Genomic DNA, 23,335 nt, shown 5'->3' on the forward strand with positions numbered 1-23,335 from the left:
GACGCAGCGCGTGCCTTGGATCGTGGGGGTGTCCGGAGCATCCGGTACCCCGTACGCCGCCGCCGTGCTGCGCGCGTTGCTCGCCGTCGGCGAGAGCGTGGACCTGGTGGTCAGCCGGGCCTCGCGGCTCACCCTGCTCGACGAGACCGGCATCTCCTTCCGCGACGCCCACTGGCGCCACGACCTGCGCGAATGGCTGGCCAGCGGAGCCGACGGCAAGCCCGGCACCTTCGACGTCGACCTCGCCGGGGACCGGGTACGGCACTGGAGCGCGGGCGACCTCGCGGCCGGGCCGTCCTCGGGGTCGTACCCGACGAAGGGCATGCTGATCGTGCCCGCGTCGACGGCCTGCGTCGCGGGCGTCGCGCTCGGGCTGTCGAAGGACCTGCTCCAGCGGTCGGCGAGCGTGACCCTGAAGGAGCGGCGCAGGCTGGTCGTGGCCGTGCGGGAGACCCCGCTGGACGGCCGGACCCTGCGCCACCTGGTGGCCCTGGACGACGCGGGGGCGAGTGTGGTGCCCGCCTCCCCGGCCTTCTACGCGGGGGCGACGCACATCCAGGACCTGGTGGACTTCGTCGCCGGACGCGTCCTCGACGCGGCGGGTGTCGGGCACGATCTGTACCGCCGCTGGCGCGGCGACCTCGGCGGGGCACGCCCCACCGGCTGAGCAACCACGGGAGCGGTACCCGAGCGGTACTCCCGGACCTCCCCCCACACGTTTGTTACCCCACATCCTCAGAACTCCTCAGTGGAAGGCTTCGATCGCATGGACGCGGTGGACAGGCAGCTCATCCAGGCCCTGAGAGAGAACGGCCGGGCCTCCTACGCGGAGCTGGGACGCCTGGTCGGGCTCTCGGGGCCCAGCGTCACCGACCGCATCAACCGGCTGGAGGCGGCCGGCGTCATCACCGGTTACCGGGCCACCGTCGACGCCGCCTCGCTCGGCCTCGGCGTCACCGCCCTGGTCGGCGTCTCGCTCTCCGACGCCGCCGACCACGAGGACGTCGCGCAGCGGCTGCGGGACCTGCGGGAGATCGAGGACTGCTGGTTCATCGCCGGCGACGACTCCTACATGCTCAAGGTCCGTGCCGCCGACGTGGACGGCCTGGAGAGCATCATCCGGCGGCTGTCGGGCACGAAGGGCGTCTCCAGGACCCGTACCACCATCGTGCTCTCCACCAAGTGGGAGAACCGGGTGGGCGAGCTGCCCGAAGAGGGCTAGCACCTGCGGCGTACGGTGTACCGAGTCTGTCTCAGAAAGAGGTATCGCATGGACGCCGGGCTCAAGCGCGAGCTGGAGGAGAAGGTCCGCTCCGGTGAGCGGCTGACCCGCGAGGACGGCATCGCGCTGTACGAGTCGGACGATCTCGCCTGGCTCGGCGGCCTCGCGCACGAGGTGCGGACGCGGAAGAACGGCGACGTCGTCCACTTCAACGTCAACCGCCACCTCAACATGACCAACGTGTGCACCGCCTCCTGCGCGTACTGCTCCTTCCAGCGCAAGCCGGGGGAGAAGGACGCGTACACGATGCGCATCGAGGAGGCGGTGAAGCTCGCCAGGGCGATGGAGGGCGAGAACCTCACCGAGCTGCACATCGTCAACGGCCTGCACCCCAACCTGCCGTGGCGCTACTACCCGCGCTCGCTCAGGGAACTGAAGGCCGCGCTGCCCGAGGTGTCGCTCAAGGCGTTCACGGCCACCGAGATCCACCACTTCGAGACGATCTCCGGGATGAGCGCGAGCGACATCCTGGACGAGCTGATCGACGCGGGTCTGGAGTCCCTGACCGGCGGCGGCGCGGAGATCTTCGACTGGGAGGTGCGGCAGCACATCGTCGACCACCGCACCCACTGGGAGGACTGGTCCCGCATCCACCGCCTGGCGCACGAGAAGGGTCTGAAGACCCCGTGCACGATGCTGTACGGCCACATCGAGGAGCCGCGCCACCGCGTGGACCATGTGCTGCGCCTGCGTGAACTCCAGGACGAGACGGGCGGCTTCCAGGTCTTCATCCCGCTGCGCTACCAGCACGACTTCGTGGACATGAAGGACGGCAAGGTCCGCAACCGGCTCCAGGCGCGGACGCGGATGGCGACCGGCGCGGAGGCACTCAAGACCTTCGCGGTGTCGCGGCTGCTGTTCGACAACGTCCCGCACGTCAAGGTCTTCTGGGTCATGCACGGCGTCCAGACGGCCCAGCTGGCCCTGCAGCACGGCGCCGACGACATGGACGGTTCGGTCGTCGAGTACAAGATCACGCACGACGCGGACGACTTCGGCACGCCGAGCAAGCTGACCCGTGAGGACCTGCTGGACCTGATCCGCGACGCGGGTTTCCGGCCGGTCGAGCGGAACACGCGGTACGAGATCCTCCGGGAGCACGAGGGGCCCGACCCGGCGCGCCGGGAGTCGCCGCAGCCGATGCGGGTCTGAGTCCCGGGTCGCCCCTCGGGCGCGGGTGACCCGCCGTTGGTCGCGCCCATGGGACGGAGCCGCCGGGTCGATAAAGACCCGCGCCCCTCGACCGAGCCCCGCAAGCGCCGTATCCACAAGGCGCCCACCCTGCGCGAGACGACCGTCTGCGGCCCCTGGCGGCCGCGGAGCCGGCCCGCGTGGAGCCCGAGCTGATCGTGGTGCTGGGCGCCACCGCGGGCAAGGCGCTGCTCGGATCGTCGTTCCGGGTCACCCGGGTGCGCGGCACGCTGCTGGAGGAGGAGGCGCACGGGCGCCCGGAGCGGCTGTTGCCGACCGTGCACCCGTCGGCGGTGCTGCGGGCCGGGGACCGGGACGCGGCCTGCCGGGGACTGGTCTCGGACCTGAAGGCGGCCGCACGGGCACTCGGACCGTCCCGTAATGGTTAGCATGGGTCCGTGTCCCTTACTTTCACTTTCGATCCTGCCGTCACCCCCGACCTCCGCGACGGCGTGCTCGACCTGTGGACCGACGTCTCCAACGCGGGCGGCTCCGTGGGCTTCGTGCCGCCGGTGACGCGGGAGGACGTCCGGCCCGAGCTGCTCAAGCACCTGGCGGGCATGGCCGAGGGCCGTACCCGCCTGCTCGTCGGCCACGACGCGGCGGGACGGGTGGCCGCCACCGCCTTCCTCGCCCGCAACGCGCACCGGCTGATGAAGCACTGGCTGTGGCTCTACACGGTCATGGTCCACCCGCGCCACCAGGGCCGGGGCTACGGGCGGGACCTGATGGCCGCCGCCGCGGACGCCGCCCGCGCGTGCGACGGCATCGAGGCGGTCCGGCTCACCTGCCGGGGCGGGCTCGGTCTCGAGCGGTTCTACGAGTCCTGCGGCTACAAGGAGGTCGGCCGGGTGCCCGGCGCGATCCGGGTCGCCCCGGGCGACGACCGGGACGACGTCTTCATGCTGCTGCCGCTGGGCTGACGCACCGGGGCCGCGAACCGGCCCGCCGCGGGACGCGACCCCCCTGCGAGCCCGGCGGGCTGCCGTGTTTCACTGGGCAGTGCCTCTTTGTGCCAGAAACGGAAGAGTGAATTGAGATGCTCCGCTACACACTGATGCGCCTCGGGATCTTCGCAGGCTGCCTCGTGGCCGTCTGGGGGCTCGTCTACGCCGGAGTGTTCCCGCGCGGCCTCGGCGACTCCAACGGCATGTGGATCGTCCTGCTCTCCCTGCTGATCTCCGCCCCCATCAGCTACGTCGCGCTGCGCAAGGAGCGGGACCGGGCCTCCGAGCAGGTCGTGGGCCGCGTGGACCGCATGAAGGCCGACCTGGAGGCCAACCGCGGCCAGGAGGACACCGCCGACGACGCGGCGCGTGCGCAGGGCCGGGCCTCGTAACACCGGACCTCGCAACACCGGGCCTTGTAACGCCGGGCCTTGTAACGCCGGACCGTGTGACACCGGGCCGTGTAACACCGGACCTCGTCAGGCCGGACCTCGTCACGTCAGACCTCGTCAGGACCGACCTCGTCGCGTCCGTCACATACCCGCACGCCCCGGCTTCCGAAATCACCGGAAACCGGGGCGCTTTGCGTTATGTGGGCGGTAGCGCGCTCCCGCCTCTCAAAGTATGGCTTTGAGAGCCTCAAAGCATGGGTGTTAAAGTCGTGTGCATGAAGCAAGCAGCCGCGCCCACCCCACCACAGCGCCTCGCGCTCGTGGCGCGCCTGCACGTGGACCTCTGCCGGTGCGCCTCCGCGAACTGTCGCCCCTGACGTCCCCCCCCCTCACCCGGTCGTTCCCACGTCAGCTCAGCGCGTCCCTTCCCGCGTCCCGTCCCCCTACGGAGCATGTCCGTGTCCTCAGAGTCCTCAGCGTCTTCCGTCAGGAAGTACCTCAAGGCGCCCTTCTGGGCCCAGATACTCGCCGGCCTCGTCCTCGGTGTCCTGCTGGGCTGGCTGGCCCGCAGTCAGGACGTATCCTGGCTGGTCACCACCCTGGAGAAGGTCGGTGACACCTTCATCGGCCTGCTGAAGCTGGCCGTCGCGCCGCTCGTCTTCTTCGCGATCCTCGTCTCGATCACCAACCTGAGGAAGGTCAACAACGCGGCCCGCCTGGCGACCCGCACCCTCCTCTGGTTCATGATCACGTCGCTGATCGCGGTGGCCATCGGCCTCGCCATCGGCCTGCTCACCAACCCCGGTGCCGGCACCGGCCTGACCCCGGCCGACGGCGCCAAGCCCGAGCACACCGGTTCCTGGATCGACTTCCTGACCGGCATCGTGCCGACCGACGTCATCACGCCGTTCACCGAGCTGAACGTCCTCCAGATCGTCTTCATGGCCGCCGTCGCCGGTATCGCCGCCCTCAAGCTCGGCGAGCGGGCCCAGCCGATCCTGAACCTGAGCGAGTCCGTCCTCGAACTCCTCCAGAAGGCCCTGTGGTGGGTCATCCGCCTGGCCCCGCTCGGCACCGTCGGCCTCATCGGCAAGGCCATCGCCACCTACGGCTGGGACCTCATCGGCAAGTACGCCACCTTCACCGCCGACATCTACGTCGGCTGCGCCCTGGTGATGTTCGTGGTCTATCCGACGCTGCTCGCCACCGTCGCCAAGGCCGGCCCGCTGCAGTTCTTCAAGGGCGCCTGGCCCGCCATCCAGCTGGCCTTCGTCTCCCGCTCCTCCGTCGGCACCATGCCGCTGACCCAGAAGGTCACCGAGCGCCTCGGCGTCCCGAAGGAGTACGCGTCCTTCGCCGTGCCGTTCGGCGCGACGACCAAGATGGACGGCTGCGCCGCGATCTACCCGGCGATCGCCGCGATCTTCGTCGCGCAGATCTTCGACATCCAGCTCGGCATCGGCGACTACCTGCTGATCGCCTTCGTCTCGGTGGTCGGCTCCGCCGCCACGGCCGGCCTCACCGGCGCCACGGTCATGCTCACCCTGACCCTGTCCACCCTGGGCCTGCCGATGGAGGGCGTCGGCCTCCTCCTCGCGATCGACCCGATCCTGGACATGATGCGGACCGCGACGAATGTCGCAGGCCAGGCTCTCGTCCCGGTGATCGTCTCCGCCCGCGAGGGACTGCTCGACCGCAAGGCGTACGACGAGGCACACGCCTCGCCGATCGACGAGCCGGAGCGCGACGACCAGGCGTCCCAGCCGGTCCCGGTCGCCGCCTGAGCGCCGCCTGGGCGCCGCCTGGGCGCCGTCTCCAGGACGTCCGGCGCTGCGCTGACGTCCTGATCACGGGCCACGGACCGTACGCTGATTCGCATGGGTGCCGGGAAGACCAAGCGGATGCCGCGTGCGGTCCGTGAGCAGCAGATGCTGGACGCCGCCGTGCGCATCTTCGGGCAGCGCGGGTACATGGCGGCGTCGATGGACGAGATCGCCGAACTGGCGGGCGTGTCCAAGCCGCTGGTGTACCTGTACCTCAACTCGAAGGACGATCTCTTCAGCGCCTGCGTCCGGCGCGAGGCCCGCGCCCTCACCGAGGCGGTGCGGGCCGGCGTGCGTCCGGGGCTGTCCGCCGACGGGCAACTCTGGTCGGGGCTGCGGGCGTTCTTCAGTCACACCGCGCGGCATCCGGACGCCTGGCGGGTGCTGCACGTGCACGCCCGTACGCACGGCGAGCGGTTCGCGGCCGAGGTGGCGGCGATGCGCGAGGAGATCGTGGCGTTCGTGACGCAGCTGATCGCCGCCGCGGCGCGGGACGCGCACCGGGACCCGCATCTGCCCGAGGGCGAGGTCGCCGGGCTGGCCGAGGCGCTGGTCGGCGCCGCCGAGTCGCTCGCCGACTGGGCGGGCGCCACCGAGGGCGTCACCGCGAAGCAGGCGGCGGCGACGCTGATGAACTTCGCCTGGGCCGGCCTCGGCGACCTGATGACGGGGCGGCCGTGGTCACCGCCGGAGGACGCCGACCCGGCCGCCGGGCCCGCGCAGGTGGCTCAGGGCGCGGGGTAGGGCCCGACCTCGCCGGACAGGTGCAGCCGCCGCCGCGCACCGCCGCGCAGCTCGAACCGCCCGCCCGCCGCCCCGTACGTCACCGTCCCGGGCAGCAGTACCGGGGCCCGGAAATCCGCCCGCAGCACGGCCGCGTCCGGCGTCCCGTGCTCGGCGAGACACCGCGCCACGGTCCACATGCCGTGCGCGACGGCCCGCGGGAAGCCGAAGAGGCGGGCGGTGAGCGGGTGCAGGTGGATCGGGTTGCGGTCCCCGGAGGTCGCGGCGTAGCGGCGTCCGACGTCACCGGCGAGGCGCCACTCGGCGGTGGCGGGGAGGGGCCCGGGGTCTTCGGAGGGGGCGCCGTCGGCAGGCCGGGCGGTGGCGCGGTGCCGGGCCAGGTACGTGCTGCGGGACTCCCACACGAGGCTTCCGCCGGTCCGCGCCTCGGTCACCACCGACGCCTCGGTGCCGCGCCGGTGCGGGGCCAGCCCCCGGACGTACACGGTGAGTTCGTAGGCGGCGGTCGTGGGCATGACGGCCCGCCGGGTGACGCCGATCGACGTGTGGACGAGCCCGAGCAGGGGCAGCGGGAAGCCCCGGCCGCTCATCAGGCGCATGGCCATCGGGAATCCCAGCACGTGCGGATACGTCAGCGGCAGCGCGTCCGCGCCGGTCGGGAACCCGCACGCCCGCTCGTACGCCGCCAGCCGCGCGAGGTCCACGCGCAGGCCGGCCAGTACCAGCCGGGTGCGGGGGAAGTCCGCGTCGGGGCGGGGGCGCTTCAGGGGCGACAGCAGGGCGCCGCGGGCGAGGAGCGGCGCGAGGGCGGGGACGCCGGACAGCGTGGTGGTCGCGGGGGAGGGCGGGGTGGGCGGGGTGGAGGGGGTCGCGGTGGTCATCAGGCCCCCAGCAGGCTCTGGCCGCAGACCCGTACGACCTGGCCGTTGACCGCGCCGGAGGCCGGGTGCGCGAGCCAGGCGGTGGTCTCGGCGACGTCGGCGGGCAGGCCGCCCTGCGCGAGGGAGTTCATGCGCCGGCCTGCCTCGCGGAGGAAGAGCGGGACCGCCGCCGTCATCCTCGTCTCGATGAACCCGGGCGCCACCGCGTTCACCGTCACCCCGTGCCCGGCGAGCGCGCGCGGCGCGAGGGAGCGGACCAGGCCGACGATCCCCGCCTTGCTCGCGCCGTAGTTGGTCTGGCCCGCGTTGCCCGCGAGCCCGGCGATCGAGGCAGTCGCCACGATCCTGCCGCCCCGGTTGACCGCCCCCGCCGCGAGCAGCGCGTCCGTGGTCCGCAGGACGCTCGCGAGATTGACGTCGAGGACGGAACTCCAGCGCTCGGCGGGCATGTTGACCAGACGCCGGTCGCGGGTGACGCCGGCGTTGTGGATCAGTACGTCGAGTCCGCCGGGCAGGGCGGCGGCGATGCGCTCGCCCGCGTCCGCGGCCGTGACGTCGAGCGCGAGGGCGGTGCCGCCGAGGCGTTCGGCGGCCCGGCGCGCCTCGTCCTCGGCCTGCGGCACGTCGAGGACGACGACCTGGGCCCCCTGCCCGGCCAGCGTCTCGGCGACCGCCGCGCCGATGCCCCGCGCGGCCCCGGTGACCAGGGCGGTGCGCCCGGCGAGCGGCAGCGTCCAGTCGTCGGGGACGCGGCCCCCGTCCGGCGCCCCGACCTCGATCACCTGGCCGCTGACGTAGGCGGAGGCGGGGGAGAGGAGGAAGCGCAGGGTGGACTCGGCGGCGGTCGCGTCGGTGAGCCGTACGAGGTTGACCGTCCTGCCCCGTCCGATCTCCTTGCCCAGCGAGCGGGTGAACCCCTCCAACGCCTGCTGGACGGCGGCCTGGTGGTGGTCGTCCGGGTCGAGCGGGGCGCCGAGCACCACCACGCGGCCGCTCGCGGTGACGGACCGTACGACGGGGTGCAGCGCGGCGTGCACCTCGGCGAGCGAGTCGATGTCCCGTACCCCGGTGGCGTCGAGGACGACGGCGGCGGGGCGGCCGTCCTCGTCCGGGGCCAGGCCCGCGCGGGCCAGAACGGGGTCGAGGCCGAGGTCCGTCTTGCCGGCCGTGAGGTGCAGCAGGCCGCCGTCGAGTGCGTCGCGCCGGAGTTCCGCGGGCTGCGGCAGCCCCAGCCGGCGGGTGAGGAAACGGCCGGGTGCGGTGCCGGTGAAGCTGAGATAGCGGTCGGCCATGTCCTGTCTCCCCAATGGCGCTGACGTGTCTGCGGGTCGTCTGCCGTGCCCGCGAGCTGTCGTGTCCACGAGCTGTCCTGCCCGCGAGCGGTTTGTGTCCACGAGCTGTCCTGCCCGCGAGCGGTTTGTGTCCACGAGCTGTCGTGTCCCCGAGCTGTTGTGCCACAAGTGCTTACTCTGAAGTAAGGTTACCGGAGGTAAGCCTATGTCACGGGTGAGGAGCAGGTCGAGATGAGTCCTCTGGCACCGCAGCCCACGCGCCGCGTCGCGGTCCTCGGCGGCACGCGCGTCCCGTTCGCCCGCTCCGACGGGCCGTACGCCACCGCCTCCAACCAGGAGATGCTCACCGCGGCCCTCGACGCACTGGTCGAGCGGCACGGTCTCCGGGAGCCCGGCGCGGTCGGCGAGTTCGTGGCCGGCGCGGTCCTCAAGCACAGCCGCGACTTCAACCTGGCCCGCGAGACCGTCCTCGGCTCGGCACTCGACCCGCGCACACCCGCGTACGACGTCCAGCAGGCCTGCGGGACCGGCCTGCAGGCCGTGATCGCCGCCGCCAACAAGATCGCCCTCGGCCAGACCGAGTCGGCGGTCGCGGGCGGCGCCGACACGGCGAGCGACGCGCCGCTCGGCGTCAACGACCGCCTGCGCCGCATCCTGTTGGAGGCCCGCCGGGCGAAGTCCACCGGCGGCAGACTGAAGGCCCTGGCCAGGATCCGCCCGGGGCACCTGGTCCCCGACATTCCGCGCAACGCCGAGCCGCGCACCGGCCTGTCGATGGGCGAGCACGCCGCGGTCACCGCCCGCGCCTGGGGCATCGGCCGCGCCGAGCAGGACGCGCTGGCCGCCACGAGCCACCAGCGGCTGGCGGCGGCGTACGAACGCGGCCTCTTCAAGGACCTGGTGGTCCCCTTCCGTGGCCTGGCCCGCGACCAGAACCTCCGCCCCGGCTCCACGGTGGAGAAACTGGCCGCGCTGAAGCCGGTGTTCGGGCTCGACGCCCCGGACCCCACCATGACGGCGGGCAACTCCACGCCCCTGACGGACGGCGCGGCGACGGTGCTGCTCGCGAGCGAGGAGTGGGCCGGGGCCAGGGGACTGGAGCCGCTCGCCTACCTGACGGCGTACGAGACGGCGGCCGTGGACTTCGCCGGCGGTGACGTCGCGGGCGGCGAGGACGGGCTGCTGATGGCCCCGGCGCACGCGGTTCCGCGCATGCTGGAGCGGGCCGGGCTCGGCATCGGGGACTTCGACCTCGTCGAGATCCACGAGGCGTTCGCGTCCCAGGTGCTGGCCACGCTGGCGGCCTGGGAGAAGCGGGGCCTGGCCCCGGTGGACCGGGCCCGCCTGAACGTGGCCGGCTCCTCCCTCGCCACCGGCCACCCCTTCGCCGCGACCGGCGCCCGGATCGTGGCCACGCTGGCCACCCTGCTCGCCGAGCGGGAGGGGCCGGGGCGCGGACTGATCTCCGTCTGCGCGGCGGGCGGTCAGGGCGTCACGGCCATTCTGGAACGAACGTGACCTACCCTCAGGTATCCCCCAGGACTGCACACGCCCGGCGCGGGACCATCCCCGAACACGCACCAACTCCCCACGCGAGCCCCGTACGATCCCGGGACTGACCGCCGGTAACCCATGTCCGCGGGACCCGGTGGTGAACGCCTCGGCGTGCGAGGCACGTACGTCATGCAGCAGAGCAGCGACAGCAGAAGCAGTGTCTTTGCCGCACGTCCCAGGAGCCGCCCGTGTCCACCCCGCTTCCCTCCTTCGCCGCTTCCGCCGCCTACGCCGACTCGCCGGGCCCCACTCTGGTGGCACCCGAGACGCGGCGGCTGGACGGGGCCGTACGGGAGGCGTACGTACCGCCGTTCGCGCCGCCGGTGCGCCGCGGCTCCCTCGCCGACCTGCCCTTCGACAACGCGGCGGCGGTCCCGGGGCAGGTGGTCCTCAGCCGCCGCTCCCCGGACGGGGACTGGTCCGAGGTGACGGCGGGCGAGTTCGCCGAGCAGGTGCTGGCGGTCGCCAAGGGCATGATCGCGGAGGGTCTGATGCCGGGCGACCGCATCGCGATCATGGCGCGGACGACGTACGAGTGGACGCTGCTCGACTTCGCCGCGTGGGCGGCCGGACTGGTCACCGTCCCGGTCTACCCCACCTCCTCCCTCTTCCAGACCCGCTGGATCCTCCAGGACTCCGGCGCGGTCACCCTGGTCACCGAGACCACCGCGCAGGCCGCGGCCCTCGGCCCCGAGCTGGACCGCGTCCCCGACCTCAAGCATGTGTGGGTCATGGAGAAGGGGCACGTGGAGCGGCTGGCCGAGCTGGGCGCGCGGCTGCCCGACGCGGAGGTGGAGGTGCGCCGCGGCATGCTCGGCCCTGGCACCCTCGCCACCCTGATCTACACCTCGGGAACGACCGGCCGCCCCAAGGGCTGCGTGCTGACCCACGGCAACTTCTTCGCCGAGGTCGACAACGCGATCGAGCTGCTCTACCCCGTCTTCAAGGCGGAGACCGGCGAGGAGCCCTCGATCCTGCTCTTCCTCCCGATGTCCCACGTCTTCGGCCGCATGGTCGCCGTGGCCTGCGTCCGCGCCCGGGTCCGCCTGGGCCACGCCCCGAGCCTGAAGCCGCAAGACCTGCTGCCCGACCTGGCCGCCTTCCGCCCGACCTGCCTCCTGACCATCCCGTACATGCTGGAGAAGGTCTTCAACAGCGCCCGCGCCAAGGCCGAGTCCGGCGGCCGGGCCCCGGTCTTCGACCGCGCGGTCTCGGTGGCGGTGCGCTACGGAGAGGCCAGGGAGGCCCGCCAGACCGGCACGGGCGCCGGCCCCGGCCGCGGTCTGAGGACCGCCCGCTCCTTCTACGACCCCCTCGTCTACCGCAAGATCCGCAGCGCCATGGGCGGCCGGGTCAGGTACGCCATCTGCGGCGGCTCGCCGCTGGGCCGCCGCCTGGCCGCCTTCTACGCCGGCGCCGGCATCGAGATCTTCGAGGGCTACGGCCTCACCGAGACCACGGCCGCGGCCACCGTCACACCCCCGCTCAGGCCGCGCCTGGGCACCGTCGGCTGGCCGCTGCCCGGCACCCGCGTCCGGATCGCCGCCGACGGTGAGATCCTCGTCGCCGGCGACCAGGTCCTGCACGGTTACTGGGACCCCCAGGCGGGCGGCGTCGTCCAGGCGGCCCCCGACGGCTGGTTCGCCACCGGCGACATCGGCAGCCTGGACGACGAGGGCTATCTGACGATCACCGGCCGCAAGAAGGAGCTGCTGATCACCGCGGGCGGCAAGAGCGTCGCCCCGGCCCCGCTGGAGAACTGGCTGCGCTCCCACCCCCTCATCTCCCAGTGCATCGTCCTCGGCGACCGCCGCCCCTACGTCTCCGCCCTGTTCACCCTCGACCCCGACGGCGTCACCCACTGGCGCCGGATGAACGGCAAGCACCCGGTGCCGCCGGAGCTGCTGACCGACGACGAGGAGGTCCTCGCGGTGCTCCAGCGCGCGGTCGACGAGGCCAACAAGCTGGTCTCCCGCCCCGAGTCCATCCGTCGCTTCGCCGTCCTGCCCAGGGACTTCACCGAGTGGGAGGGCCATCTGACCCCCTCGATGAAGCTGCGGCGCGAGGTGATCACGCGGGACTTCGCGGGGGCGGTGGAGGGGCTGTACGAGACGTAGCGGGCGGGTGCTCAGCGGCGGGCGATGAGGAACGCCTGCGGGACCTGGGCGACGGTGGTCTCCTCGGTGATCCGCACCGTCCGGGACAGCACCGTGAACCCGGCCCGTTCCAGCAGCTCCGCCATCGGCTCAGGCCGCCGCCGTTCGAAGTCGAGCGCGACCGGATGGCCCCACGGGCGATCGTGGCGGCGAGGCTCGTCGCCGACCTGGAAGCCGAGGAGCAGATGCCCACCCGGGGCCAGCACCCGCCACACCTCCCCGAAGAGGTCCGGCAGCCGCTCCCAGGGCGTGTGGATCGACGAGTACCAGGAGACGGCCCCGGCGAGCGCGCCGTCGGGCAGGTCCAGCTCCAGCATGGAGCCCTGCTCGAACCGCAGTTGCGGGTTCTCGCGGCGCGCGACCGCGAGCATCGAGGCGGACAGGTCGAGGCCGAAGACCCGCAGGCCCAGCGAGGCGAGGTGCGCGGTGACCCGGCCGGGCCCGCAGCCGAGGTCGGCCACCCGCCCCTCCGGTCCCACCAGCTCGGCGAAGGCGGCCATCAGCGCCCGGTCGAGCGGGGCGTCGTCGAGCACCGTGCGGAAGCGGTCGGAGTAGTCCTCGGCGATGGCGTCGTAGAAGGCCCGGGTGGTGGCCACGAACGCGGGACCGGGACGGGCGTCGGGGTGGCCGACCGTGCGGTCGGCGGGGCGGTCGGCGGTGCTGTCGACCGCACCGCCGGTCGTGTGGCCGGTCGCGCGGTCGGCGGTGCGGTCGGTCGCGCGGTCGGTGGTGCGGGTCTCGTCGGTCATGGCGGGACCCTAGTGGCGGGCACTGACAGCCGGACCGGAGGGGAAACGCGCCGAGCATTCGGGAAACCCGGACGAAAAGGGCAGGAGCCCCGTCGCCGAAACCGGCGCGGGGCTCCTTGGGTACTGCTGTCAATCAGACAGGAGTGACATTCTCCGCCTGCGGGCCCTTCGGACCCTGCGTGACGTCGAAGGACACCTGCTGGTTCTCCTCGAGGGAACGGAATCCCTGAGCGTTGATCGCGGAGTAGTGGACGAAGACGTCCGGGCCGCCGCCTTCCTGGGCGATGAAACCAAAGCCCTTTTCGGCGTTGAACCACTTCACGGTTCCGGTAGCCATAAGCCCTCCTTGGGCCCAAAGGGTTGCCCTGCTCCAGAACCAGCAAGTGTGAAGACTTGAATGCTGCACAACTGCATACGTCTGAGAACGACGAGAGCCCGCGGTCACATGCTCCGCAGGCTCTGTACTGCAAGGGAAACCAAACTGCAACTTGCTGTGAGCCTAGCACGCAGGCCCCCGAGCGCAACAGAGGTCAAGATCACTTCACCCGGACGTTTGAACACCTGCGCCGTTCGGCCGACGCCGGGGGTCGGCAACGGGCGGCCGCCGGGGGAGGGCTAGCCTCACGATGTGGACAATTCTCGCACCCGGCCGCGCGTCGGCCACATCCAGTTCCTGAACTGCCTGCCCCTGTACTGGGGGCTCGCGAGAACAGGCACGCTCCTCGACTTCGAGCTGACGAAGGACACCCCGGAGAAGCTCAGCGAGCAGCTGGTGCGCGGCGATCTCGACATCGGTCCCGTCACCCTCGTCGAATTCCTGAGGAACGCCGAGGACCTGGTCGCCTTCCCCGACATCGCCGTCGGCTGCGACGGCCCGGTGATGTCGTGCGTGATCGTCTCGCAGGTGCCGCTGGAGCGGCTGGACGGCGCCCGCGTCGCCCTCGGCTCCACCTCGCGCACCTCCGTCCGGCTCGCCCAGCTGCTGCTCGCCGAGCGCTTCGGCGTCCAGCCGGACTACTACACCTGCCCGCCGGACCTGAGCCTGATGATGCAGGAGGCCGACGCCGCCGTCCTCATCGGCGACGCCGCCCTGCGCGCCAACATGATCGACGGTCCGCGCTTCGGCCTTGAGGTGCACGACCTGGGCGCGCTGTGGAAGGAGTGGACGGGCCTGCCGTTCGTCTTCGCGGTCTGGGCGGCCAGGCGCGACTACGCGAAGCGCGAGCCGCTCATCACCCGCAAGGTGCACGAGGCCTTCCTCGCCTCCCGCAACCTCTCCCTTGAGGAGGTGGAGAAGGTCGCCGAGCAGGCGGCCCGCTGGGAGGCCTTCGACGAGAAGACCCTCGCCAGGTACTTCACCACCCTCGACTTCCGCTTCGGCGCCCCGCAGCTTGAGGCGGTCGGCGAGTTCGCCCGCCGGGTCGGCCCCACCACGGGCTTCCCGGCGGACGTGAAGGTGGAGCTGCTCCAGCCCTGAGCCGCGGGGCCCCGGTCCGCGCCGGGACCGCGCGCGGTCGGCCGACATACCTGCCGGCAGGTATCGGCTCACGGGGGAGGGGTGGACGCCATGCGGCCGCTCGAAGTCGACGAGCCCACCGTCGTGGGGCCCTACCGGCTGCTCGGCAGACTGGGCTCGGGCGGCATGGGCCGGGTCTACCTGAGCCGCAGCGCCGGGGCGGCGGAGGCGGGGCGGTCGGGAGAGGGCGCGGGGCCGGAGCCGGGTCCGCGGTCGGGGTCGGGTCCGCGGTCGGGGTCGGGTCCGGTGGGGTTCAGTCGGCCGTCGGTCGCGGCGGGAACGGACGCCGCGGCGGGAGGGGAGTGCGGGGCGACGCCGATGGCCGGTTCCTTCGGGCCTCCACCGGTGATGCCGTCATCCGCCTCGTCCTCACCCTCGCCCTCGTCCCCGTCCTCGTCCCCGTCCTCGCCCTCACCCTGGTCTGCCTCTGCCTCTGCCTCTGCCTCTGCCTCTGCCTCTGCCTCTGCCCCTGCCTCCGTCCCCGGCCCGAGGGACGCCGGGCCGGGTGGCGGGCCGGGCGCCGCACCCTCGCCCGGCAGGCTCGCGCTCTCCGTCGCGGCGACCTCGACGCAGGGCGCCGGGGGACGCGGCCGGCGGCTCAGCTGCACCGTGGCACTGGCGGTCGCGGGGGCCCTGGCGGCGGTGACGGTCGGGTCGGTGTTCGTCCTGGACCTGCGGCCGGGCGGCGGCGAGGGCAGGGGCGCGAACACTCCCGGCGGCAGCGACGCCGCCACCTCCCACACGCCGTCCGCCTCCGCCTCCGCCTCCGGCAGCCTGCCCGAGCGCTACGTCGGCACCTGGGAAGGACAGGTCACCGCCTTGGACGGCAAGCTTCCGCTGGGCACCTTCCGCATCACCATCGAGCAGGTGGACGCCGGGGAGGAACCGGGCCGTCTCCGCCAGACCGACCCGCTGGGCGGCGTCTGCGTCGACGTGATCATGCTCAGGAAGGTGACGGAGAAGCAGATCGTCGCCGGGTCCGTCGGCGCCGAGGGCAACCACGACGGCTGCAACCCCGCACCCACCACCGTCACCTTCACTCCCGTCGGCGACGACCTCGACTACGCCTCGGAGAGCGAGGAGTCGGGTCGGCCGGAGGCACGGCTGTCGAACATCAAGCAGTAGCGGATTCGGCGGACGCGGACTCGCCGTGCGTGCTGTGGCGCATGCCGGCGCGCACGAGCAGCACGACCAGTGCGGCGGCCATGGCGGCCGGGGCTCGCCGGTACGCCGCCCATCCGCCGTGCCGAGCCGCTCCCTGTCGGTCGTGCCGAGCCACCGCCCGGCGGTCGTGCCGGTCCGCCACCCGTCGGCTCAGCCCGGGACCACGACGGTGCGCAGCTCCCCGTCGCCGAGGTGCAGCATGCCCTTGCCCGGCGTGACCTGGCCGCCGACCATCTGGCGCGAGACGCGCAGGCCGATGAGGTCGCCGCTGGAGGACTCCTGCGGAGAGAGCAGGATGCCGCGGCGGGCCTTCTTGGCGTCGACCTGCCAGCCGGAGAAGCCGCTGCACACGTCCTCCTCGTCACCGGCGATGACGAGGGCGAGGCCGCGTTCGGCGCCCCGGGAGACGATTTTCTTCAGCTGGCTCTCGGCGTCGCAGTCCTCCAGGATCTCGCCGTCGTCGACGAGAACGGCGACGGGTTCCTCCGGGCTCGCCCCGTCGATCAGCTCCTCGAACTCGTCCTCGTCGATGTCGTCCCCGGTGAAGACCCTCAGCACGCCCTCCGTGCCGTCCAGCCGACGCAGCGGCGACGGGCGGGGCGCCGCGACGACCAGGCGGGTGCCCTGGGCGAGGAGTGACTGTGCGACGTTCATCAGCACCGTGGACCGGCCCGACTTGGCCGGCCCCGCGATGACGAAGGACGGTACGCCGTCGGCGAGGTCGGGCCCGAAGCCGACGATCTCGTCGCCGCCGATGCCGATCAGCGCCCACAGCCTGGAGCGGGACGCCTCCGGGTCGCGCAGCTCCCAGGCCTCGGGGAAGGAGATCCGGCTGGGCAGGCTGTCGACGCGGAACGGACGCCGTCCGCGGGGGACTTCGGCGTCACGGGCCGCGGCGGCCTCGCCGATCGCCGTGATCGCGGCCGCCTGGCCCTGCCCGGTGGTGTCCTCGGAGAGCAGTGCGAACTGCGTCTCCGTACCGGCCTCGTTGCGGAAGGCGCGGCCCGGCGGTATCTCCTCGGACACCTTGCGGGCCGGAATACCGAGGGAGGCGAAGTCGCTGCGATCGGCCAGGCGCAGGCCGTACTTGTCCTCGGTGAGGGTCGAGATACGGCCCACGAGCAGCGTGCGGTCACCCGTCAGGACCAGGTGGATGCCGACGCTGGCGCCCTCGCGCATCATCGTCTGCAGCTCTTCGGTCAGCGAACCGTGGTCCACCTCGCCGAGGGTGGGGACCCAGCCCTCCCAGCGGTCGAGGAGCACGACGATGTGCGGCAGCCGCTCGTCCTCCGCCACCGCGGCCCGCTGCTCACCGATGTCCGCGAACCCCGCGTCGGCCAGCAGGTCCTGACGACGCGACAGCTCGCTCTTGAGCCGGTTGACGAGCCGTACGACCCGTTCGGTCTGGTTGCGGCCGACGACCGCGCCGCAGTGCGGCAGCCGGGTCAGGGCGTTGAGGGCGCCGTTGCCGCAGTCGATGCCGTACAGGTGGACGTCGGCGGTGGAGTGGGTGCGGGCCAGCGAGCCCGCGATGGTGCGCAGCACCTGGGAGCGGCCGCTGCGCGGGGCGCCGCCGATCATCAGGTGGCCGAAGCTCGCGAAGTCGACGACGACCGGGCGGCGGGCCTGGTCGGCGGGCAGGTCCTCGATGCCGTAGGGGGCGGGCGGCAGCTTGCCCGGCCCGGCACCGGCGAGGACCGGGGCCTCGATCTCGTCCAGCAGCAGCGTCTCGTCCAGCGCCGGCAGCCAGGGGCTGTGCTGGGCGGGGATGCCCATCGACCGGTTGGCGTCGCGCACGGCGTCGACCAGCACCTTGAGGTCGGTGATCTCGTCGTCCTCGCGGGATTCCGTCCTGGGCTTGGTCAGCGCCGCCCGGCCCAGGTCCTCCCAGCCCAGCGGTCCCACCCAGGGCGCGAGCGCCGCGGGGTCGGCGGCGCCGGGCCGACGGCCTCCGACCCGCCCCGACTGGAAGGGGACGAGGGAGGAGTGACCGAGGCGGACGTAGGCGCGGCCCGGGGTGTTCTTGGAGATGTGCCCGGCCTCGGGCGAGTCGATGACGTCGGACGACTCGCCGCCGTCGGTCACGCGCAGCGCGATCCGCAGGTTGGTGTTGGCGCGGATCTCGGGCGAGACGACACCGCTGGGCCGCTGCGTGGCGAGCAGCAGGTGGATGCCGAGGGACCGCCCGCGCTGGGCGATGTTGACCAGGCCGGTCACGAAGTCGGGCAGGTCCCGCACCATGGAGGCGAACTCGTCGATGACGATGAGCAACCGGGGCACCGGAGCATGCGAGGGGTCCCTCTTGACCAGATCCTGATAGTCCTCGATGTCCTTGGCGTCGGCGGCTGCGAGGATGTGCTCGCGCCGCTTCAGCTCGGCACCCAGCGACTCCAGGGCCCGCTCGACGAGGTGCGCGTCGAGGTCGGTGACCATGCCGACGGTGTGCGGCAGCTTGACACAGTCCTTGAACGCGGACCCGCCCTTGTAGTCGACGAGGACGAAGGTCATGTTCTCGGGCGTGTTCGCCACGGCCAGCGCCGCCACGATGGTCTGCAGCAGCTCGGACTTGCCCGAGCCGGTCGTACCGGCGATGAGGCCGTGCGGCCCGTCCTTGCGCATGTCGATGCCGAAGGGGCCGTCGTACGACTCGCCGATGACGGCCGTCGTCGACTGGCCGCCCATCCGCCACCGTGCGCCGATCGCGTCGGCCGTCGGCGGCTCCAGCTGGAGCACGTCGAGGAGCCGGCTCGAACCGGGCAGCGCGGAGTCCTCGCTCTCGCCGCTGATGTCGCGCAGCGCGGACAGGGAACGGGCCAGCCGCAGACACCAGGCGGGCGTGACGAAGTCGGGCCGCACGTCCGTGATCCGCTCGATCCCGGCCTCCTCGACCCGCAGCCGCAACTTCTCGGCGCGGGCCCGCTGTTCGGGCTGGGCCGGGGCGTTGGTGTGCCACGCCTGGAAGGACGGGAACCCGCCCGCGACCTGCTGTGCCGACTGCCGGCGCGGTTCGTCCCGCTGCCCGGACTCCTCGGCCATGGGCTCGGCGACGACGAAGGCCTGGCACTCGCCGGGCAGGAACCGCTCCTCGGAGTCGAGGCAGACGGCGAACACCGACACGGCCGGTCCCTCGCGCAGCAGCCGTACGACACCCGGCAACGACCGCAGCCGCCGCGACCCGTCCCACACCACCACGATGTCCGGATCGCTGAAGCTGGACCCCTGCGCGCTGTTGCCCTTCTGCTCGGCGGCCTTCTTGCGGGCGTCGAGGATCTGCGTCAGCTCACCGATGCGGGCGCCGACGGTCTCGGCGTCGGTGCCGATGAGGACGTTGACGTCCTGACCGCCGGAGGGCCGGGAGTGCGGCAGCCAGCGCACCCAGTCCCACTCGGGCCGCGCGGAGTTCTCGCTCAGCACGTAGAACTGCACGTCCATGGGACTGTGCAGCGCGGCGGTCTGCGCCACGGCCCAGCGCCCCAGTGACCGTGCGGAGTCCCCGGGCCCCGCGATGCCGACGACCCCCAGGCCGCGCAGCGACAGCGCGACGGGAGCGTCCTCGATCCTCCAGGTGACCTGCCGCCGGTGGTCGTCCTGCTCGGGGTCGTCGAGCACGACCTCGGACGGCAGCCGCCCGGTGCCGACGCGCAGCAGCAGGTGATCAGGGTCAGTCCGCCGCCGTTCCCAGAGCCGTGTGCGCGGTCCGGTCCCCACGGACAGGACGACCGCCGGGTCGGGTATGGCGTGCCGCCGGTCGTCGCGCTCGGCGACCAGCGCGTCCCGCGCGTCCTTCTCGATCCGCTTCTTCTGCTCCTCGTACTCCTTGACCTGCTTGGCGTGGGACTTGCGCCCGTGCTTCTTGTCGTTGAAGTAGTTGGCGAAGAGCAGGATCGGACTGAGTCCCGCCATGATCAGGTAGTACCAGCGCCCGAAGACCGCCACTGCGACGACCGCGCCGACGAGCGGCGTCAGCGCCATCAGCCAGGGCAGCGGCCTGGCCTCGTACTCGCGAGGCGGCGACGGCAGCCGGAAGCTGGTCTGCCGCTCGGGCGGACGCAGCCGCGGCGGCCGGTTGTAGTCCAGCCCGACGCCGTCCTCGGACCACTTCAGGGCCGCGTCGGGAGGCGAGTACCGGGCCAGCTCCACGAGCGAGTTCCCGACCCCGATCTGCGCCCCGAGGGGCCAGTCGTCGCCCTCCCGGTCCTTCACGGGCTTGCCGTCGAGGGTGACACCCTCCTTGTCACCGTGCACGGCGACCCTGCAGGTGCCGTCGGTGGCGACGGAGAGGGTGAGGGCACGCGCGTCGACTTCGGGATCCTCGATACGGACATACGCCGCGGCCCCGCTGCCGATGTCGTACTTCCCGACGCCGAGCCGGTGCACGAACCCGGCGCCCGGTCCGCCGACGACCCGCAACTCCACGAGCCCGGTGGGCTCTCCGGGCAGACACCCGGACGGGTCCTGAAGACTGACGACCGCACCCTCGCGCAACGGCGACCCGATGACCGTGGCGGACGGGTCGACGGCGTACCCGTCGACGTAGACGAGCGGCGCGCTCCCGGTGCCCCCCGGGCGCTGATGCCCACCGGCACCGATGGGAATGACCTGCGCGCCCGCGACACCGACCTGCCTGGCCAGCTCTCCGGCGACGTCCCCCACGGTGGACTCGGGATCGGCGTCGAGTACGACGTCGGCGGCGCCCCCGCCGTACGGGTCGACGACGGTCAGGGTCAGTCGCACGCTTGTCCTCCCCAGGCGAGCCCCCGCGGCCGCTTCCACACCACGGCTCACAGTCCAGGCGACGATATCCGCTGGGAGTCGCGGTCCGGCAACAGGGAGGTGACCGGACGTTCCCGAAGGCAACGCAGGGATGTGACACCAGTGGCCTCCCCCGTAAGCTGCTGCATCAAGAGCGGACGATCACACCGGTCGTGACATGCGACCGGTCTGACCGGTGCGCCGGTTCGATCCGCAAACAAGGAGCCACGGGGGTTGGCCCTGCGGCGTTGTGAGAGGAAGCGGCTTCATGGCCAAAGACCTTGACATCACCTATCAGGACATGCGGGACGCGGCCAAGCATGTCGTGAAGGAGAAGGAAAAGCTTCACGAGAAGCTCGACGGCCTCCGCAAGTACATCGCGAACCTGGTCGAGTCGGGCTACGTCACGAAGTCCTCCTCCAAGGCCTTCGACGACAACTTCGACGAGTTCACCCGCGGCGCCAAGGACACCCTCGACGGCCTCGACGGCATGGGCGACTACCTCACCACGGCCGCCGACAAGTTCGAGCAGATCGACGAGGAACTGGCGAAGCAGGCACGGAGCAAGTAGCGCCACGGACGCCCGGCGCACCGGCGCAGGCCCGCGCGCCGGGCGCCCGTCGGGACGGAACGGCGCCGGAGGGGAAAGTCAGTCGTCGGGCAGGGGCTGGCGGAGCAGATAGGTGTGGAGGCGGTTGCGAGGCGCCTCCGTGCGGAGGCGCAGCCGGGAGCCGTCCCGACTGGTCACCGACGGGCGGGAGGGTCCTGCGGTGGCGGCGGAACGGGCCGACCACCCGGTGCGCCGGGCCGTTGCGCGCCGGCGTACCGGATCCTGCGTACGCCGAGGACGGCAGCGCGGAGCACACACGCGGTGAAGGCGACGTTCACGCCGGCCGCCGCCCAGACCCACCTGGCGACACGCGGCGCGCTCCGGCTGGGCGGTACTTCCCCTTCGGGATCGTGGAAGAGCCGAACCCGGTCTCCGGGCCGCGCGCCACGGCAGCCACCGGCCGGACCCGTGAGGACGGCGCCGTCGCCTTCGCGCAGTTCACAGGTCGAGTTGACTCTGGTCTGCTCCCTGGACGTCACGACGGCGTCGGTCCACGCGCCCCGCTGTTGCAGGACCCGGTCCTGGATCAGGAACAGTCCGAGGACGAAGAGGGCCGCGGCGGAGACGAGGAACATCAGCGCCAGGACCATTCGCTGACCGGTGTGGACCACGACGAGCCACAGCAGTGCGATCGCCACCGCCAGGCCGGGAAGGACGAGCCAGCGGCCGACGAGCCCGGAGAGCATGGCGCCGTCTAGGGTGGCCAGGACGCCCACGCCCGCGTAGAAGCGCGGGGCTGAGTGACGCCGTTCGAGGTGGTCGAGCCATGCGGGACCCGCCATCACCGGGTGGTGACGACGGGCCAGGTCTTCTCCTCCGCGATTCTCGCCCGGGCTTCTCGCAGGGCCCACGTGTAGTGCCGCAGCCCCTTGCCCATGCCCCAGAGGCCGACGGCGGCGATCGTGGCGCCCGCGCCCGCCACAGCCACCTGGGTGTACGCACCGCCGTCCTTCTGACCGAGGTCCCCCAGCAGGGCGACGAGGACCAGGACGGTTCCGGCCAGGAGCGGCGCGACGGACGCCGTCATCCACGTGAGCGACTTGCCGGACAGGAACACCAGATACCGGCGCCCGTCCAGCGGAACCGTGTTCTTCCAGGGCCGCCCCGCGCGCATCAGGTCCCACGTCGAGGCGAGGGGCTGCGGGACGTCACCGGGAGGCAGCGCGCGGGCCGGGGGCAGGCGGTCGAGCGCCGTCCACCCCTCCAGCAACCGATGCGCGACGCGGCCCCGCCGCACCACGCGCCCGAACCCCGCGGTGGCCACTCCCGCTGCCAGGAGCGGGACGACCACGAGCACGGCGGTCACGAGCAGGTCCGCGCCTTCGGGATCGTCCAGGTCGAAATACCGGCCGAGCCCCAGCCACGCGAAGAGCCAGCCGCCCGCGATCACCATCGTGGCCAGCCAGGCCCACAGCATGTTCCGCAGCGCCATACTGCGCCGGGACAGAACGTCCGTCGCCGCGGACCGTGCGGTCAGGAGCGCGGCGCGGTCGTGCCAGATCAGTGTCCGCGGGTCCGGGGGGAGGTTCTGCAAAGTCCCGGGGTTCACGACGACGCACCGTCCTCGACTGGCTCCGGTTCTTCGAGAAAGGTCGACTTTCCGGCGATGAGGGCCACGATGCTCGCCATGGACAGCACCTGCTCGGCGTCCAGGCAGGTGCCCACGACCATGAGCCCGCGTCCGCCCCCGGGAGGGCAGGCCAGGCAGACGGCGAGTCCCAGTTTCGCCAGGGGGCGGGTCGCCCCGGCCGTCGCGGGCTCCGGGAAGAGTTCCGTCCTGTCGGCGGAGAACAGTTCGGGCTGGGAGATGATCCCCATGCCGATGCCCATCTCGGTGGAGAAGGACTCGGTGTACACCTGCCGCCCCCGCAGTTCCTGTCCGAAGTGCCGCGCGAGCACCTCGCCGAGGTCGACGTCCTGGTTGACCGTGGTCACCTCGACGACACCCGCGCTGATCTGCCACACGGCCCTGCCGTACTCGCCTTCCGGCACCGCGACGACGCCGTGGGTGATCACACCTTGGGAAAGGAGGACGCGCCGCCAAGCCATCAGCGCGTCGGTGTACGCGCGACGCGGCCCGGCGGCCTTGTGCGGGTAGCTCCGGTTGATCACGTCGGCACAGCGTGCCCCCGCGGCCTCCTCGTCGTCGCCGTCGGCGAGCAGGTCGAACCAGTCGGTCGGCGCGTACAGCAGGACGGAACCGAGCGGGTGCCGCAGCGCGGATATGTCGAGGGGCGGGGAGGCAGTCATGTCAGGCCCTTCTAAACGTGCCGTCGACGGGC

General features: G+C 72.3%; 22 protein-coding genes and 1 pseudogene. 14 read left to right on the forward strand and 9 right to left on the reverse strand.

Going from position 1 to position 23,335, the window contains the following annotated elements:
* Positions 1-10 precede the first annotated feature (10 nt).
* The 9 genes and pseudogenes from ACGFYH_RS04155 (at position 11) to ACGFYH_RS04195 (ending at position 6,379) form a co-directional block, all read left to right on the forward strand.
* Positions 11-667 carry a UbiX family flavin prenyltransferase gene (locus ACGFYH_RS04155; RefSeq protein ID WP_393801940.1) on the forward strand — a complete coding sequence of 219 codons (657 nt, stop codon included), beginning with the start codon at positions 11-13 and terminating at the stop codon, positions 665-667.
* 99 nt (positions 668-766) lie between these two features.
* Complete coding sequence (locus tag ACGFYH_RS04160) at positions 767-1,222, forward strand: Lrp/AsnC family transcriptional regulator (protein WP_393801941.1); 456 nt, start codon at positions 767-769, stop codon at positions 1,220-1,222.
* Positions 1,223-1,270: 48 nt separating this feature from the next.
* Complete coding sequence (gene mqnE, locus ACGFYH_RS04165; protein ID WP_393801592.1) at positions 1,271-2,434, forward strand: aminofutalosine synthase MqnE; 1,164 nt, start codon at positions 1,271-1,273, stop codon at positions 2,432-2,434.
* Positions 2,435-2,527: 93 nt separating this feature from the next.
* Positions 2,528-2,862 (forward strand): annotated as a pseudogene (locus tag ACGFYH_RS04170) (uracil-DNA glycosylase family protein); the annotation flags it as partial.
* A 9-nt stretch (positions 2,863-2,871) separates the two neighbouring features.
* Entirely contained in the window at positions 2,872-3,396 is a 525-nt protein-coding gene (locus ACGFYH_RS04175; protein WP_393801593.1) for a GNAT family N-acetyltransferase, read from the forward strand.
* Positions 3,397-3,512: 116 nt separating this feature from the next.
* Positions 3,513-3,812 carry a DUF4229 domain-containing protein gene (locus tag ACGFYH_RS04180; protein WP_393801594.1) on the forward strand — a complete coding sequence of 100 codons (300 nt, stop codon included), beginning with the start codon at positions 3,513-3,515 and terminating at the stop codon, positions 3,810-3,812.
* Positions 3,813-4,087: 275 nt separating this feature from the next.
* Positions 4,088-4,189 (forward strand): putative leader peptide, encoded by a 102-nt coding sequence (locus ACGFYH_RS04185; protein WP_393801595.1) that lies wholly within the window; start codon positions 4,088-4,090, stop codon positions 4,187-4,189.
* A gap of 75 nt (positions 4,190-4,264) precedes the next feature.
* Positions 4,265-5,596, forward strand: coding sequence for a dicarboxylate/amino acid:cation symporter (locus ACGFYH_RS04190; protein WP_393801596.1), 1,332 nt, complete (start codon positions 4,265-4,267; stop codon positions 5,594-5,596).
* A 93-nt stretch (positions 5,597-5,689) separates the two neighbouring features.
* Entirely contained in the window at positions 5,690-6,379 is a 690-nt protein-coding gene (locus ACGFYH_RS04195; protein ID WP_393801597.1) for a TetR/AcrR family transcriptional regulator, read from the forward strand.
* On the opposite strand, the gene ACGFYH_RS04200 is transcribed toward ACGFYH_RS04195, so the two are convergent.
* A complete protein-coding gene (locus ACGFYH_RS04200; protein WP_393801598.1) occupies positions 6,364-7,260 on the reverse strand; it encodes a MaoC family dehydratase in 897 nt (298 codons plus the stop codon). The two genes, ACGFYH_RS04195 and ACGFYH_RS04200, sit on opposite strands and share 16 nt — an antisense overlap.
* Positions 7,260-8,552: a 3-oxoacyl-ACP reductase gene (locus ACGFYH_RS04205; protein WP_393801599.1), complete on the reverse strand. Its 1,293-nt coding sequence runs from the start codon at positions 8,550-8,552 to the stop codon at positions 7,260-7,262. Before ACGFYH_RS04205 ends, ACGFYH_RS04200 begins: the two co-directional genes overlap by 1 nt.
* Positions 8,553-8,783: 231 nt before the next feature.
* On the opposite strand from ACGFYH_RS04205, the gene ACGFYH_RS04210 reads away from it, so the two are divergent.
* Positions 8,784-10,070 carry an acetyl-CoA C-acetyltransferase gene (locus ACGFYH_RS04210; RefSeq protein ID WP_393801600.1) on the forward strand — a complete coding sequence of 429 codons (1,287 nt, stop codon included), beginning with the start codon at positions 8,784-8,786 and terminating at the stop codon, positions 10,068-10,070.
* Between the two features lie 224 nt (positions 10,071-10,294).
* The gene (locus ACGFYH_RS04215; protein ID WP_393801601.1) at positions 10,295-12,223 is read left to right on the forward strand and encodes an AMP-dependent synthetase/ligase; all 1,929 of its coding nucleotides are present in this window, start codon (positions 10,295-10,297) and stop codon (positions 12,221-12,223) included.
* 11 nt (positions 12,224-12,234) lie between these two features.
* Here the strand turns inward: ACGFYH_RS04215 and ACGFYH_RS04220 are convergent, their stop codons facing one another.
* Positions 12,235-13,011: a class I SAM-dependent DNA methyltransferase gene (locus ACGFYH_RS04220; protein WP_393801602.1), complete on the reverse strand. Its 777-nt coding sequence runs from the start codon at positions 13,009-13,011 to the stop codon at positions 12,235-12,237.
* Between the two features lie 133 nt (positions 13,012-13,144).
* A complete protein-coding gene (locus ACGFYH_RS04225) occupies positions 13,145-13,348 on the reverse strand; it encodes a cold-shock protein (RefSeq protein ID WP_003974443.1) in 204 nt (67 codons plus the stop codon).
* Between the two features lie 291 nt (positions 13,349-13,639).
* On the opposite strand from ACGFYH_RS04225, the gene ACGFYH_RS04230 reads away from it, so the two are divergent.
* Positions 13,640-14,488 carry a menaquinone biosynthetic enzyme MqnA/MqnD family protein gene (locus tag ACGFYH_RS04230; RefSeq protein ID WP_393801603.1) on the forward strand — a complete coding sequence of 283 codons (849 nt, stop codon included), beginning with the start codon at positions 13,640-13,642 and terminating at the stop codon, positions 14,486-14,488.
* A 176-nt stretch (positions 14,489-14,664) separates the two neighbouring features.
* Here the strand turns inward: ACGFYH_RS04230 and ACGFYH_RS04235 are convergent, their stop codons facing one another.
* Positions 14,665-15,135 (reverse strand): hypothetical protein, encoded by a 471-nt coding sequence (locus tag ACGFYH_RS04235; RefSeq protein ID WP_393801604.1) that lies wholly within the window; start codon positions 15,133-15,135, stop codon positions 14,665-14,667.
* Between the two features lies 1 nt (position 15,136).
* On the opposite strand from ACGFYH_RS04235, the gene ACGFYH_RS04240 reads away from it, so the two are divergent.
* The gene (locus ACGFYH_RS04240; protein WP_393801605.1) at positions 15,137-15,652 is read left to right on the forward strand and encodes a hypothetical protein; all 516 of its coding nucleotides are present in this window, start codon (positions 15,137-15,139) and stop codon (positions 15,650-15,652) included.
* Positions 15,653-15,841: 189 nt separating this feature from the next.
* Here ACGFYH_RS04240 and ACGFYH_RS04245 read toward each other — a convergent pair whose 3' ends face one another.
* Entirely contained in the window at positions 15,842-20,425 is a 4,584-nt protein-coding gene (locus ACGFYH_RS04245) for an FtsK/SpoIIIE domain-containing protein (RefSeq protein ID WP_393801606.1), read from the reverse strand.
* A 286-nt stretch (positions 20,426-20,711) separates the two neighbouring features.
* Here ACGFYH_RS04245 and ACGFYH_RS04250 point away from each other — a divergent pair, with 286 nt between their 5' ends.
* Positions 20,712-21,014, forward strand: coding sequence for a WXG100 family type VII secretion target (locus tag ACGFYH_RS04250; RefSeq protein WP_393801607.1), 303 nt, complete (start codon positions 20,712-20,714; stop codon positions 21,012-21,014).
* A gap of 173 nt (positions 21,015-21,187) precedes the next feature.
* Here the strand turns inward: ACGFYH_RS04250 and ACGFYH_RS04255 are convergent, their stop codons facing one another.
* Genes ACGFYH_RS04255 through ACGFYH_RS04265 form a run of 3 tightly spaced genes read right to left on the reverse strand, consistent with a single transcriptional unit; the run spans position 21,188 to position 23,303 of the window.
* Entirely contained in the window at positions 21,188-21,835 is a 648-nt protein-coding gene (locus ACGFYH_RS04255) for a hypothetical protein (protein ID WP_393801608.1), read from the reverse strand.
* Positions 21,835-22,602, reverse strand: coding sequence for a hypothetical protein (locus ACGFYH_RS04260; protein ID WP_393801609.1), 768 nt, complete (start codon positions 22,600-22,602; stop codon positions 21,835-21,837). The genes ACGFYH_RS04255 and ACGFYH_RS04260 overlap by 1 nt, the downstream gene beginning before the upstream one ends.
* On the reverse strand, positions 22,599-23,303 hold the full coding sequence (locus ACGFYH_RS04265; RefSeq protein ID WP_393801610.1) for a hypothetical protein: 705 nt from the start codon (positions 23,301-23,303) through the stop codon (positions 22,599-22,601). Before ACGFYH_RS04265 ends, ACGFYH_RS04260 begins: the two co-directional genes overlap by 4 nt.
* Between the last annotated feature and the right edge of the window lie 32 nt (positions 23,304-23,335).

This window comes from Streptomyces sp. NPDC048392, from assembly GCF_043200575.1.
Taxonomy (GTDB): Bacteria; Actinomycetota; Actinomycetes; order Streptomycetales; family Streptomycetaceae; genus Streptomyces.

Excerpts from the sequence above, each read along its gene's own strand:
- ACGFYH_RS04160 (WP_393801941.1), top strand. The coding sequence starts at position 767 with ATGGACGCGGTGGACAGGCAGCTCATCCAGGCCCTGAGAGAGAACGGC.
- mqnE (WP_393801592.1), top strand. The coding sequence starts at position 1,271 with ATGGACGCCGGGCTCAAGCGCGAGCTGGAGGAGAAGGTCCGCTCCGGT.
- ACGFYH_RS04180 (WP_393801594.1), top strand. The coding sequence starts at position 3,513 with ATGCTCCGCTACACACTGATGCGCCTCGGGATCTTCGCAGGCTGCCTC.
- ACGFYH_RS04185 (WP_393801595.1), top strand. The coding sequence starts at position 4,088 with ATGAAGCAAGCAGCCGCGCCCACCCCACCACAGCGCCTCGCGCTCGTG.
- ACGFYH_RS04190 (WP_393801596.1), top strand. The coding sequence starts at position 4,265 with ATGTCCGTGTCCTCAGAGTCCTCAGCGTCTTCCGTCAGGAAGTACCTC.
- ACGFYH_RS04195 (WP_393801597.1), top strand. The coding sequence starts at position 5,690 with ATGGGTGCCGGGAAGACCAAGCGGATGCCGCGTGCGGTCCGTGAGCAG.
- ACGFYH_RS04200 (WP_393801598.1), bottom strand. The coding sequence starts at position 7,260 with ATGACCACCGCGACCCCCTCCACCCCGCCCACCCCGCCCTCCCCCGCG.
- ACGFYH_RS04205 (WP_393801599.1), bottom strand. The coding sequence starts at position 8,552 with ATGGCCGACCGCTATCTCAGCTTCACCGGCACCGCACCCGGCCGTTTC.
- ACGFYH_RS04210 (WP_393801600.1), top strand. The coding sequence starts at position 8,784 with ATGAGTCCTCTGGCACCGCAGCCCACGCGCCGCGTCGCGGTCCTCGGC.
- ACGFYH_RS04220 (WP_393801602.1), bottom strand. The coding sequence starts at position 13,011 with ATGACCGACGAGACCCGCACCACCGACCGCGCGACCGACCGCACCGCC.
- ACGFYH_RS04225 (WP_003974443.1), bottom strand. The coding sequence starts at position 13,348 with ATGGCTACCGGAACCGTGAAGTGGTTCAACGCCGAAAAGGGCTTTGGT.
- ACGFYH_RS04250 (WP_393801607.1), top strand. The coding sequence starts at position 20,712 with ATGGCCAAAGACCTTGACATCACCTATCAGGACATGCGGGACGCGGCC.
- ACGFYH_RS04255 (WP_393801608.1), bottom strand. The coding sequence starts at position 21,835 with ATGGCGGGTCCCGCATGGCTCGACCACCTCGAACGGCGTCACTCAGCC.
- ACGFYH_RS04265 (WP_393801610.1), bottom strand. The coding sequence starts at position 23,303 with ATGACTGCCTCCCCGCCCCTCGACATATCCGCGCTGCGGCACCCGCTC.